At 62.2% G+C, this 13,427-nt stretch carries 7 protein-coding genes; all 7 read right to left on the bottom strand.

Annotated features, from left to right (window positions below; translation table 11 throughout):
- Window positions 1–90: 90 nt before the first annotated feature.
- The 7 genes from EFD56_RS06900 to EFD56_RS06875 all read right to left on the bottom strand — a co-directional run bounded on the left by EFD56_RS06900 (window position 91) and on the right by EFD56_RS06875 (window position 13,410).
- Window positions 91–8,610 (bottom strand): glycoside hydrolase family 94 protein, encoded by an 8,520-nt coding sequence (locus EFD56_RS06900; protein WP_085743477.1) that lies wholly within the window; start codon window positions 8,608–8,610, stop codon window positions 91–93.
- 584 nt (window positions 8,611–9,194) lie between these two features.
- Window positions 9,195–9,359, bottom strand: coding sequence for a hypothetical protein (locus tag EFD56_RS32555; RefSeq protein WP_010008857.1), 165 nt, complete (start codon window positions 9,357–9,359; stop codon window positions 9,195–9,197).
- A gap of 124 nt (window positions 9,360–9,483) precedes the next feature.
- Window positions 9,484–9,669 carry a hypothetical protein gene (locus EFD56_RS06895; protein WP_037116795.1) on the bottom strand — a complete coding sequence of 62 codons (186 nt, stop codon included), beginning with the start codon at window positions 9,667–9,669 and terminating at the stop codon, window positions 9,484–9,486.
- Window positions 9,670–9,831: 162 nt separating this feature from the next.
- Window positions 9,832–10,581: an ABC transporter ATP-binding protein gene (locus EFD56_RS06890; protein WP_085743476.1), complete on the bottom strand. Its 750-nt coding sequence runs from the start codon at window positions 10,579–10,581 to the stop codon at window positions 9,832–9,834.
- Entirely contained in the window at window positions 10,578–11,411 is an 834-nt protein-coding gene (locus EFD56_RS06885) for an ABC transporter ATP-binding protein (RefSeq protein WP_064822971.1), read from the bottom strand. The genes EFD56_RS06890 and EFD56_RS06885 overlap by 4 nt, the downstream gene beginning before the upstream one ends.
- Entirely contained in the window at window positions 11,408–12,343 is a 936-nt protein-coding gene (locus EFD56_RS06880) for an ABC transporter permease (RefSeq protein WP_085743475.1), read from the bottom strand. Before EFD56_RS06880 ends, EFD56_RS06885 begins: the two co-directional genes overlap by 4 nt.
- Window positions 12,340–13,410, bottom strand: coding sequence for an ABC transporter permease (locus EFD56_RS06875; protein WP_064828698.1), 1,071 nt, complete (start codon window positions 13,408–13,410; stop codon window positions 12,340–12,342). Before EFD56_RS06875 ends, EFD56_RS06880 begins: the two co-directional genes overlap by 4 nt.
- Window positions 13,411–13,427 lie beyond the last annotated feature (17 nt).

Below are 13,427 nucleotides of genomic sequence, written 5' to 3'. Positions count from 1 at the left end.
CTGTTATCCGATTTGCAAACGCGACGACGGCCAAAAGGGTTCCCTTTTGGCCGTTCGCGAATCGCCGTGATGTCTGCGTGGAGAAACGCTTTATCCGAGCGGATATCCCTCTTCGGGATCGGCGACTTCGCTGCCGTTGATCGACAGAGTGTAGCCGCTGGCGTTGGACGCTTTTGAGACCGAAATGCGGTATTTGCCGTCGCCCCGCTCGACCTCCGCCGCAAAACCGTCCCATTCCGACGGGAGCGACGGACGCACGTAAAGCCGGCCATCTTTCAACCGGATACCGAGAATGCCCTCGACGGCAGCCCGGTAGAGCCAGCCGGCCGAGCCTGTGTACCAGGTCCAGCCGCCGCGCGAGGTATAGGGCTCATGTCCATAGACGTCGGCAGCCACGACATAAGGTTCGACCCGGTATTGCTCGGCCGAAGCCTTGTCGAGCGCATGGGTGATCGGGTTGAGGATCTGGAAGCAGCGCAGCGCGTCGTCGCCCCGCTTGAGCTCCGCCAACGCCATCACCACCCAGGTCGCGGCATGGGTATATTGGCCGCCGTTTTCGCGCACACCCGGCGGATAAGCCTTGATATAACCGGGATCCCTGGCGGAATTGATGAAGGGCGGCGTGAACAGCCGGATGATGCGGGCTTCCTCGTCGACCAGTTGATCGAGCACGGCGTCCATGGCCTTGACGGCGCGGGCCGGGTCGCCCTCGCCGGACAGAACGCTCCAGGACTGCGCGATCGAATCGATCCGGCATTCCGGGCTTTCCTTGGAACCGAGCAGCGCGCCATCGTCGAACGTGCCGCGGCGATAGTAGCCGCCGTCCCACCCCGCGGTTTCGAGCGCCTTCTTCAAGTCCTTGAGATGTGCAGACCAGCGCTTTGCGCGGGCCTTGTCACCGCGCTCTTCGGCATAGGGGATGAAGGAGCGCAAGGCTCCCGCCAGGAACCAGCCGAGCCAGACGCTGGTGCCGCGTCCGCCGATGCCGACGCGGTTCATGCCGTCGTTCCAGTCGCCGCCCAGGAACAGCGGCAGGCCGTTCGATCCCTTGCGGGCGATGGCGAGATCGAGCGCCAGCGCCGCATGTTCGTAGACGCTCGCCTTGTCCTCGGAAATCTCCGGCTTGTAGAAGGAGTCGTGCTGTCCCTCGAGAAGCGCCGGACCTTCCAAGAAGGCAATTTCCTCGTCGAGCACGCTCTTGTCGCCGGTGACGCTGCAATAGTGATGAATCGCATAGCTCAGCCAGACGACGTCGTCCGAGATCATCGTGCGGACGCCGGCACCGGTTCCCGGCAGCCACCAATGCTGGACGTCGCCCTCGCGGAATTGGCGCGAGGCGGCGTTCAGGATCTGCCGGCGGGCGATCGAAGGTTCGTGCAGCAGGAAGGCCAGCGTATCCTGCAGCTGATCGCGGAAGCCGAAGGCGCCGCTTGCCTGGTAGAAGGCGGTGCGGGCCATGATCCGGCAGCCGAGGCTCTGATAGGGCAGCCAGGTGTTGACGAGATTGTTCATCCCGCGATCCGGCGTCGAGATCTGCAGCCTGCCGGTGAAATCCCGCCAGAAGCTGCGGTTTGCCTCGACGGCATCGTCGAACGAAGCCTTGCGGACATCAGCGATGACAGTGCGCGCCTCTTCTTCCGTCGGTGTATCGCCGAGGAAGAAGGTGAAGTCGCGCTCTTCGCCGGCGCCAAGCTCGATGTCGATTGCCAGAGCCGCGGCCGGATCGCCGTCGAGCTCGGTGGCACCCGAAAGCGCAGCTGCTGACGTAACAGCCTGCGGCGCCTGGATCGTTCCCGCCTTGCCGATGAACTCGCGCCGGCTTGCGCAAACGCTCGAAGGCGTCTCGCTGGCCGCGAAGAAAGCGGTTCGGTTGGAAAAATCGATGCTGTAGGGATTGGTGGCAAACAGCGCTCCCGTCTCCCCGTCATGGCGCGACAGGATGAAGGGGGCCGTGCGTCCCGGATTGTTGCCGAGGACCCATTCGACATAACCATAGAGACGCAGCCTGCGGCCGGTCGAACCGGTGTTGCGCAGGCGCAGGCGCTGCAGTTTCACCGGCTTGTCGCGGGCGATCGTCTGCGTCAGCTCCAGTGCGATATCGTGCTGGATGCTCGAGAAGACCGAATAGCCGAGCCCATGGCGGGCCTCGAAACGAACGTCCGGCCGGCGCGACAGCGCCGCGAAGGGCGTCATGACCGCACCGCTGTCGAGATCGGCGAGATAGAAGGCCTCACCCGAACGGTTGACCACTGCGTCGTTCGACCAGGAGGTCAGCTGGTAGTCGCGCGAATTGACGCTCCAGGTGAAGCCTGCGCCTTCGGCTGATACGTGAAAGCCGAACCTGTCATTGGAAATGACGTTGATCCAGGGCTGGGGCGTCGCATGCCCTCCGGGCAGGCGGACGACATATTCGCGGCCGTCGCGGGCAAAGCCGCCGATGCCGTTCCAGAAGTCGAGATCACCTTCCTCCTCGATGACGACGGCCGGCACGACAGGCGGCGGCACCGGCGCGATGCGCTTGACCGGAACCTTGTTACGCTCGGCGCGCTCCATTTCCTGCAGTTCATCCTTAGAGGGCGCAAACAGGGCGACGGCGCGGTTGATCTGATCGATCACCTTGCCGTTCTTCGCGTGGAGGGTGACGCGGGAGGCTGCGATCACTGCATGATAGGTGCTCTCCTCCATCAGGTCCTTGCGAACCGCGAAGATATGCTGACGCAACCCGTCGGCCTGGCCTATGCGGCGCACGTTCTCGCACATGGCGTCGAGCGCGTGCTGCATGTCCTGCGCGTAGGAAGAGGCGCGTTCGTTCATGATGATGAGATCGGCGGTGACGCCGCGCGAGCGCAGATATTCCTGCGCCAGCAGTGCCTCGCGGGCGATATCGAGATCCATGTCGTCGTTGACGCGCAATGTGAAGATCGGGAAATCGCCGGAGATCGCCAGCGGCCACAGCGCCGATTGTGACTGCAGGCCGGCCTCGACGGTCGCTTCGTCCTTGCGCAATTGCATGTCGGGGTAGACGAGGTAGCGTCCGAGGTGCTGGAAGGCGGCCGCCTGCTGCGAGGTGACGCCGACATGGCGCATCTGCACCTGCGTGCGCGTCCAGGCCTGGACAAGCTCGTGGTTGAAGGCGTCGGGATGGCGGTAGCGATTGACCGCCTTGTCGACCTCGTCGCGGTTTGGAGCGGCGATCGTCCAGAAGAACACGCTGACCTTTTTGCCGGCTGGAACACGTACGGTGCGGCGCAGCGACATGACGGGGTCGAGCATGAAGCCGTCGCTGCCGGATAGTGTCGCGCCCGGATCGAAGGCCGCCGCATCGGCGAGGCTGCGGCCACGGCCGATGAACTTGCGCCGGTCGGTCTCGAATTCGGTGTGACGGGTGTCGCCGGCATTGTCGACGATCAGATGTGCGATGCTGATGTTCGGCTCGTTCGGATCGCGTTTGTTGCGTTCGGCGCGAATGACGTCGCCACGTTTGCCGATCTCGGTCTTGATGAACATGCGGGCGAAGGCCGGATGCGCATTGTCGGTATCATCCGAGGTGATGACAGGTTCGAGATAGGAGGTGACTTCGATGAAACGGTCTTCCGTGCCCATGTTGAGCAGGGTGACACGGCGGGCCTCGGCATCATGCTCGGTCGCAATGATACACTCCACCTCGCTCGTCAGATCACCAATCGTCTTGGTGAACTGCGCTTTTTCGTCGGCGAACTCGACCTTGATCTTTTCGCCTTCGACGCCCTTCGGCTCTGCTGTCGCCGACCACCATTCGTTGGTGGCGGTATCGCGCAGGAAGATGAAGGTGCCCCAGCGGTCTTCGGTCGGATCGGCCTTCCAGCGGGAAACAGAAAGGCCGTTCCAACGGGAATAACCGGCGCCCGTCGCCGTCAGCATCAGTGAGTAATGGCCGTTCGACAGGAACACGAGTTCGCGGTCGCGCGAAGCCGGATCGCTGATCTTCCTGATCTCCGGCCGCAGCAGATCGTCCTGGATGCTGGCCGGCGTGTCGGATTCATGCTTGCCGCTCATGACGGGGATGTCGCGCGGCGCCTTTTCCTGCAGCAGCAGCTCGGCCGCCTCGATAACCGGGTCGGAATGGAAGAGCTCGCGCAGATGGCCGTTGAAGGCGACGTTGGCGACGGCGGCGATCGACATGCCGTGATGGTGGGCATAATAATTGTAGACTACCGCGCATTTCTTGCCTTCCGGCACGCGGGTCGGCGTGAAATCGACGGCGTCGTGGAAGCCGAACTTGCCGAGCGCGCCGACCTTGCGCAGTCTCTGCAGGTTTTCCAGAGCGCCCGGCGGGTCGTACTGGCTGGCGAGCAGCGATGCATAGGGTGCAATGACGGCATTGTGGCCGAGGCCGCGCTTCAGGCCGAGCGTCGGCACGCCGAAATTCGTGTATTGGTAGTTGAGGTTATGGTCGCGGGCATTGAAGGCCGCTTCCGAAATGCCCCACGGGATACCGAGTTTGCGAGCATAATTCATCTGCTCGACGACAACCAGATTGTTGGTCTGGTTGAGAATACCGCCGCCGCGTTCCTGCATGACGAGCGGTGGCATCAGATATTCGAACATCGAGCCCGACCAGGAGACCAGCGCGCCGCGCGATCCCACCGGCACGACCTGGCGGCCGAGACGGTACCAGTGCTCCGTCGGCAGATCGCCCTTGGCGATGCCGAACAGGCTGGTCAGGCGGCATTCGGACGCCAGCAGATCGTAGCAGGCCTGATCGAGTTCACCGCTTTCGACGCGGTAGCCGATCGACAGCAGGCGCCGTTCCGGCCGGAACAGGAAGCCGAAATCCATCGAGAAGGCGAGATCGCGGGCCTTGTCGCGCAGCGCCACCAGCCGCGGCCGCAGCGCATCGACCTTGGACAGGTCGAAGGTGCTGTCTGAAATATGCGCCTCGCAGACCTTCACCAGCGACGCTGCCCATTGGGTGACCTCTTCGCTCTGCTTCGACTTGACCTCATGGTCGAGATTGGCGGCGAGCTTTTCGATGTCGCGCGCGAGAACGGCAAGATTGATGATACGGATCGAGGCGAATTCATGCTCGCGCTTGACGGCAGCAAGCGCATTCTGGAAGCCGACGATGCGTTCTTCCAGGCGCCGGCGCAGCGGCCGCACGGTCTTGCGGTCGTCGGGCAGATCTGCCAGCACTTCACCCAAAATGCCGGCCGTGTCGCCGACACCGTCGAGATTGCCCTGCATGTGAGCCGACGGGGCCTCGGCCCAGTTGCGGCAGGCCGACGAAATGGCGATCAGATGACCGGCGAGATTGCCGCTGTCGACGGCCGAGACATAACGCGGCCCGAGCGTCTGCAGCGTATCGGTGTGATACCAGTTGAACAGATGGCCGCGGAATTTTTCCATCTTGTCGATCGTGGCAATCGTCTGCTCCAGCCGCTCGAGCGTCTCCTCAAAGGAGAACCAGCCGAAATGCCGGCCGGAGACGACGGAGAGCAGATAGACGCCGATATTGGTCGGCGAGGTGCGGGCCGCGACGATGACATGCGGCGTTTCCTGGATATTGTCAGGCGGCAGATAATTCTGCTCAGGTGTGGTGAAGGTCTCGAAATAACGCCAGGTGCGCCGGGCGATCTTGCGCAACTCGCTCGACACGGAATCGGCGACCTCAAGCCGGTCCTCGGTCTCCGCCGACTGGCTGACATACCAGGCGACGACAGGCGAGAGAATCCACAGCAGTGCGAAGGGGATGCCGACGAGGAAGGCATTGTCGCCGGGAAGAGCGGCGAAACCGAGCGCCAGCAGAGCCAGCACCGGCGCATGCCACATCTGCTTGTAATAGGAGGCGAGGGTGCCTTGACCGCCGGCCTGAACGCTGGCGGCCGTCCTCCACTGCAGCATCAGCTTGCGGCTGACGAACAGGCGGTAGAGCGACCGGCCGATCGCATCCGCCATCATGCAGGCGGAGTCGGCGATGAAGACGATGCGCAGCGCAACCTGCGCATTGGCGGCGGTGATATCCGACCAGACCGTATAGAGATGGGCGCGGGCGACGATATCGCTGGTGCGCGGGATGATGCCGTTGATCAGCGACAGCGTCGGCGCCACGAAAAGGCAGAAGATCAGCAGGATCTGCCAGACGAGCGCGCCGAGCGGTCCCATGAAATACCAGCCGAGCACGGAAGCGAAGAACCAGGCGATCGGCGTCAGCGAGCGGCGCAGATTGTCGAACATCTTCCAGCGGCCGAGGGCGGTGACGCCGTATTTCGGATTGAACATATAGGGCAGGAGCTGCCAGTCGCCGCGAGCCCAGCGATGCTGGCGCGAGGTCTCGACCTCGTAGCGGATCGGGAAATCCTCGACCAGCTCGAGATCGGTGACGAGGGCGCAGCGCGCCATCGAACCTTCGAGAAGGTCGTGGCTGAGCACGGAATTCTCCTCGATCCGGCCCTTCAGCGAGGCTTCGAAGGCATCGACGTGATAAAGCCCCTTGCCGGTGAACGTGCCCTCGCCGGCGAGATCCTGGTAGACGTCGGAAACGGTGAAGACATAAGGGTCGAGGCCGCGATTGATCGAAAAGACGCGCTGGAAGACCGAAGCGTCCTTGCCCGTCGTCAACGACGGGGTGACACGTGGCTGCAGCACGCCGTAGCCGCTCTCGACACGGCCGGTTTTCGGATTGATCACCGGACGGTTGATCGGATGATAGAGCTTGCCGACGAGCTTGGTGACGGCGTCGCGCATCAGGCGCGTGTCGGCGTCGAGCGTCATGACATATTGGACATTGGCCGGCACGGCATTGGCGCCCGGCAGATAGGTCGTGTCGCGGTCGCCGCGCAGCAGCATGTTCAGCTCGTGCAGCTTGCCGCGTTTGCGCTCCCAGCCCATCCAGACGCCTTCCGAGGCGTTGTAGAGGCGGCGGCGATGCAACAGGTAGAAACGCGTCTTGCCGTCATAGGCATAACGGGCGGAAAGATTGGCGATTTCGCGCCTTGCATAGTCGAGAACCTCGAGATCGGCGGCCGTCTCCTCGACATCGCTGTCGGGCCAGTCGCTGAGCAGCGCGAAATAGATCTCGCCGCGCGGATTGGCGAGATAGTGGACCTCGAGATTGCGCACGTGGTCGTCCACGCTGTCGCGGTTGGAGATCAGGCAGGGCACGACGAGCAGCGTGCGCGCATCTTCCGGAATGCCTTCCTTGAACTCGTAGCCGACGAGACGCGCCGGCGTCACGAAGAAGGAAAGAAGCGTGTTGAAGAGGCCCGTCGCCCCCTCCGATGCCGGCAGCGAGAACATGATCAGCAGCACGGCGATTTCGAGCGCCCCCATGCCGGCACCCGCCATGAACTTGCCGACAACAGCCATGGCGATAACCGTCAGCAGCATGACCGGTACGGCAATTGCCAGCCAGTTGAACTGGCGCACGGCGCGCACGAAATGCTGGGTGACCGTCGGGCGATAATTCGCCCGCGCCTCGAGCTTCGGTCGCTGCGCGCCGGACAGAAAGCCGCCGACATTCGGTTCATGCGGCTGCGGTTCGCCGGAGGCCTTGGCGGCATCCGTCATGTCGAGTGCCAGCTGCGCGATTTCCATTTCGGTCAGCGGCGAACGCTTGGCGAGCTTTTCGATCTGCTTGCGATATTTGTTGCGCGAGCCGGAATCGAGAATGCCGTAATCCGAATGTTCCCAGAGCAGTTTGTCGACATGGCTGACCTGCTCGACCCAGACCGACCATTCGGTATCGTCGATCTCGCGCAGGCTGCGGATGATGTTGCCCATCGTCACATTGCCGGAGGAGAGACGGCTGTGTTCCGCCGTCGTCGCCTCTTCGGTGTTGCGGCCAAGCTCTTCCAGCCGCTCGTCGAGCCAGGTGATCGCCAGGCTCGAGGTCTGCGATCCGTCACGCAGGCGGTAGAGGAACTGCGTCGAGAAGGTATTGTCCTCGGCCAGCGGTTCCAGCGTCTTCAGATAGGCGGCGGCCTTGGCCGGATCGGTCAGGCGCACCAGCTCGTCGGCCGCCTCATTAGCGCGGCGGCGCAGGCGGCGGCTGGCTTCGACACGGCTCGAAATACGGCGAAGGTTTTCGACGAGCACGTAGCGCACCAAAGATGGCAGCGCCCACAGTTCGCCGATCCTCAGCGTCTCGTTGGCCTGGAAGCCGTCGACCAGTGCCGTCAGGCTTTCCTGCGAGATCGTGCTGTGGGTATGGGCGACGTAGAGCCAGGCAAGCACCAGAGTGCGCGGAATCTCGACTCCGCCGACGGACATGGTCGGCAATTCGCGGTAGAAGCGGCGGGGGAAGTCACGCCGCACTTCCTGGATCGCCTCCTCGACGATGTAGTGATTGTCCAGCAGCCACTCCGCCGCCGGCGTGATTGTCTCGCCGGCCTCGACATCCGTCGCCGTGGTCCGGTAGACGCGCAGGATTTCCTTCTCGTTTTCCTTGTGGCGCGCGAAGAAATCGAAGGCGGCGAAAGCCGGCAGCTTGCTGACGCCGTTGCGGGCGACTGCATCGCCCATTGCCTTGATGTCCTCGATGGAAAGATAGGTCGAGCGGATCGAATCATTGTGATCGATCTGCTTCATCTCGGGTTCGCGGGAGAGGCTCGGAGAAAGATTGGCAATAGACATGGGTTCGGTTCTGGATCCAAACAAAGTTATGGCTGGTTTTGCTCAGCCTTTTGCACTGCTTATCATGACTGCTACATGAACGGGCCCGGATTCTTCGAAGATCGATGAAGCCGGGCAATGACGTCGGACAGGCGATGCAAACGGACGAGGCTTTGTTGCAGGGTTGCCCCCAAACGGCGATCGTTACCCTCTGCGCAAAACCATGTCGAAAAGTTGGACACCATCGGAATAATTCAAGTCAAGGGGTGCAGACCACTGGGTCAGCGCACGCCTGCCGATGCAGGGCGGAGGAGGTAGACCGAACGACATCAAAAATGCGCCGCATCTGGGTGGATGCGGCGCATCTGCGATTTCTTGAAAAGACGGAGAATGATCAAGGGCGGAATACCGGGACAGATAAGATGTCCGGGATTCACCAGAACAGGAGGATTCTAAGGCCGGTTCGGCTTTGAATTTGAATCCTGTTCCAAATTAAGGAGTTGGAGCATGATGTCGTCCGAAAACCGCCCACACTTTTCGGCAATATGCTCTAAGGGCGGCAACCGCCAAAGCCCCGGCACCTGCCGAGACTTGCCATCCGCCGACTATCCGACGAGGCCGAAGACCATGGCCACCACAAACAGGAATGCCGCGGTGAAGATTGTCCCATGGAGCACCGCCTGAAGCCTGTGACGCGTGGCCTGCGGCTTCTTGGTCGGTACGGAACCATAGTGGTTCACGTGAGTATGCGAAATACCCAGTTCTGCCATATGTCGCCTCCGTTGTTCTCGTGCGGCCGGTTGTGCGGCTCGCTGTTATATTTCTTATTCTCTATCAGGTAGGTAGAGATAAATTTCCGTCCAGAGGGAGCGGAAGAGAAAATTCAACCGGCTCTTAGCAGAGCGTGCGCCATGCCCAGATCAACGAGCGCTCGACAGCGTTCTCGTTCTGCGGCGGGTTGGAGGTCTCGATTTGGCGCCGGTCCTTTTCCGCAGGCATGGAGACAGTCATCTGATCCTTGCATTCAGCTTTGGTGCGAGGATCGAGGTAGCCCATGGTCATCCCGCCGAGAAAGAACATGCCCTGACCTCCATCGATCACGAAAGCTAACAACGGTTAACAGGATCATGACAGAAGCGGGGCAGCTGTCAATAGTCTAGTTGAATGGTCGTCTTTTAAGAAAACATTATCCTTAACGGCGCCGCCGGCCTTTCCTTTTCAATGGCTTGAAATGATTGTCTTTCAGACTTTGACAAAGCCCTTGCTCGCGATCATCAAATTTTTCGTGTAGTCCTGTTGGACCGCACCCTCTGCCAGCGCTTGCGAGCTCAATCGTTCGACCACGGTGCCATTGCGCATCACGGCGAGCCTGCCGCACATATGGGTGATCACTCCGAGATCGTGGCTCACCATAATGAAGGTGAGTTTGCGATCGCGACGGATCTGCTCGAGCAGGTTCAGCACTTCCGCCTGCACCGAGGCGTCGAGCGCCGAGGTCGGCTCGTCGAGCAGCAGAATCGACGGTTCGACGATCAGCGCCCTGGCGATCGCCACGCGCTGCCGCTGGCCGCCGGAAAGCTGATGCGGGTAGCGGAAACGGAAACCATTGCCGAGACCGACTTCGTCGAGCGCACGGGCAATGCGCCTGTCGCTATCGGCAATGGCGTGGATCGCAAGCGGTTCGAGCAGCAGCCGGTCGATCGTCTGGCGCGGATGTAGCGAGCCATAAGGATCCTGGAAGACCATTTGCACGCGTCGATAGAAGGCCTTGCTGCGCTTTGTGCCTTTCAACGCTTCGTCGTCGACGTGGATCGCGCCGCTGCTGATCGGCGCCAGGCCGGCCACGGCGCGTAGCAAGGTGGATTTGCCCGAGCCGGACTCACCGACGAGGCCGAAGGATTCACCGCGTTCGACATCGATGCTGACGTCCTTCAACGCGTGAAATTGGTCGTAGACGACACTGAGATTGTCGACGTCGAGTGCTGCGCTCATACCGCCCACTCCGGCCTGCGGTCGAGAACCGGCAGCGGATGGCGGTTCGCGCCGATCTCCGGCATGCAGTTCAGCAGCCCTTGCGTATAGGGATGCTGGGCATGCTTGAGATCGGCGGCTGCGAGTTCCTCGACGATCTTTCCGGCATACATGACGATGACGCGATCGCAGAAAGAGGAAACCAGTCTGAGATCATGCGAGACGAAAATCAGCCCCATGCCGCGCTCCGATACCAGCCTGTCCATGATTCTGAGCACATCGAGCTGCACCGTCACGTCGAGCGCCGAGGTCGGCTCGTCGGCAATCAGCAGCTCCGGCCCGGCGATCAGCATCATGGCGATCATCGCACGCTGCCCCATCCCGCCCGAAACTTCATGCGGATGCAGATCGAAGACGCGCTTCGGATCGCGGATCTGTACGGCCTCCAACATGGCGAGTGCGCGCTCGCGTGCCTCCGCCTTGCTAACCTTTTCATGGGTGCGCAGGGTTTCGCAGATCTGCCGGCCGATCGTCATCACAGGATCGAGCGAATATTTCGGGTCTTGCAGGATCATGGCGATGCGTTTGCCGCGCAGCCTGCGCCTTTCCCCGGCCGAGGCCTTGAGGAGATCGATGCCATTGAAATCCAGCTTTTCGGCCGTGACGATGCCGTGTTTCGGCGTCAACCCCATGATCGCCCGGCCGGTCTGCGACTTGCCGGAACCGGATTCGCCGACGATGCCGAGCCTTTCCTTGCCGAGCGTGAAGGAGACGCCGCGCACGGCCTCGATCATGCCGGTGCGGGTGGGATAGCTGACCTTCAGCTTGTCGACCGTCAGAAGCGTCGTCACTGGCCGCTCTCCTTCGGATCGAGTGCGTCGCGCAGGCCGTCGCCGAGCAGATTGAAGCCGAGGCTGACGATGAGGATGGCGATGCCGGGCATCGCTGCCACCCACCATTGATCGAGGATGAAGCGCCGGCCCGCAGCGATCATCGCGCCCCATTCCGGCAGCGGCGGCTGCGCGCCCAAGCCCAGGAAGCCGAGGCCGGCGGCCGTCAGGATGATGCCCGCCATATCGAGCGTCACGCGCACGATCAGCGAGGAAATGCAGAGCGGCATGACATGGCGCACGACGATGCGCAGCGGCGAGGCACCCATCAGTCTCACCGCCGAGATATAATCGGACCGCCGCACCGTCAGCGTTTCGGCGCGGGCGATGCGGGCATAGGGCGGCCACGAGGTGATGGCGATGGCGATGATCGCGTTCTGGATACCGGGGCCGAGGGCTGCGACGAAAGCGAGCGCCAGCACCAGCTTCGGAAAGGCGAGGAAAATATCGGTGATGCGCATCAGCGTCGCATCCACCCAGCCGCCGGCATAACCGGAGACGGTGCCGACAATCAGGCCGATCGGCGCCGAGATGACGGCAACGAGCACGACGACCAGCAACGTCAAACGCGATCCGTAGATCAGCCGCGAAAAGATATCACGGCCCTGGTCGTCGGTGCCGAGCAGGAATTCACCCGTTCCCGGCGGCAGCAGCCGGGCATTGCGCAGATCGCCGACGACGGGATTGTGCGTGGCGATGAGATCGGCGAAGGCGGCGATGAAAAGCAGCGCGACGATGATCAGCAGGCCGATGACGGCAAGCCGGTTTGCGGTGAACTGCCGCCAGGTGACATAAGCGCGGCCGAGGCGCGCCTGCATGCGCGATTGCGGCCGGTCGGAAAGCAGCCACTCGCGGCGGCTCATCGTTGGAGAGGGACTGGCGGGAGCCGTCATCGGTTTCGCGTCCTCGGGTCGAGCGTCCGGTAGAGAAGATCGGACAGAAGATTGATGCCGATGAAAACCGTGCCGATGACGATCGTGCCGCCGAGCACGGCGTTCATGTCGGCATTCTGCAGCGAATTGGTGATGTAGAGCCCGATGCCCGGCCAGGAGAAGACGGTTTCGGTCAGCACCGATCCTTCGAGCAGGCCGGCATAGGAAAGCGCGATGACGGTGACGAGCGGCACGGCGGCATTGCGCAGCGCATGCCCCCAGATCACCCGGGTTTCGGACAGCCCTTTGGCGCGCGCGGCGACGATATATTCCTGCGACAGCTCGTTCAGCATGAAGCTGCGCGTCATGCGGCTGATATAGGCGAGCGAGAAATAACCGAGCAGCGAGGCGGGCAGGATGATGTGGCGGAAGACGTCGTAGAACACGTCCCACTGCCCCTGCCAGGCGCTGTCGAGCAGATAAAAACCGGTGATCGGCGTGAACGTATATTCGAAGACGATGTCGATGCGGCCGGGAAAGGCCACCCAGCGCAGCTGCGCATAGAAGATGACGAGCGAAATCAGCGCCAGCCAGAAGATCGGCACCGAATAACCGATCAGGCCGATGACGCGCACCACCTGGTCGGCGATGCTGCCGCGGCGCACGGCGGCGAGAACGCCGAGCGGCACACCGACGCAGGCGCCGATCAGCGTTCCGAGCGTCGCGAGTTCGATCGTCGCCGGCATGACGCGGCGGATATCGACCATGACAGGGTTGGTGGTCAGCACCGAATTGCCGAAATCGCCGGACAGGACGCCTTTGACATAGATAAAAAACTGCTGGTAGAGCGGCAGATTGAAGCCCATTTCCTGGCGCACACGCTCGACGACATGGGTGGGCGCACGGTCGCCGAGGATGGCGAGCACGGGATCGATCGGCACGACGCGGCCGATGAAGAAGGTGACGGCCAGAAGACCGAGATAAGTGGTGACGGCGGCGAACAGGAAGCGTCCCGCCGCCTTGGCGAAAGTGCTGGCACGGCCCTTTCGGGGCCGCGCCGCCGCCTGTGTTGCTTCGATGGTGCTCAAGCGATCAATCCTGCCGG

The sequence above is a fragment of the Rhizobium phaseoli genome (assembly GCF_003985125.1).
GTDB classification, from domain to species: domain Bacteria; phylum Pseudomonadota; class Alphaproteobacteria; order Rhizobiales; family Rhizobiaceae; genus Rhizobium; species Rhizobium phaseoli.
Note: the sequence above shows the minus strand (reverse complement) of the source record. Positions and strands in the feature narration are given on the sequence as shown.

Excerpts from the sequence above, each read along its gene's own strand:
- EFD56_RS06890 (WP_085743476.1), bottom strand. The coding sequence starts at position 10,581 with ATGAGCGCAGCACTCGACGTCGACAATCTCAGTGTCGTCTACGACCAA.
- EFD56_RS06895 (WP_037116795.1), bottom strand. The coding sequence starts at position 9,669 with ATGTTCTTTCTCGGCGGGATGACCATGGGCTACCTCGATCCTCGCACC.
- EFD56_RS06880 (WP_085743475.1), bottom strand. The coding sequence starts at position 12,343 with ATGACGGCTCCCGCCAGTCCCTCTCCAACGATGAGCCGCCGCGAGTGG.
- EFD56_RS32555 (WP_010008857.1), bottom strand. The coding sequence starts at position 9,359 with ATGGCAGAACTGGGTATTTCGCATACTCACGTGAACCACTATGGTTCC.
- EFD56_RS06900 (WP_085743477.1), bottom strand. The coding sequence starts at position 8,610 with ATGTCTATTGCCAATCTTTCTCCGAGCCTCTCCCGCGAACCCGAGATG.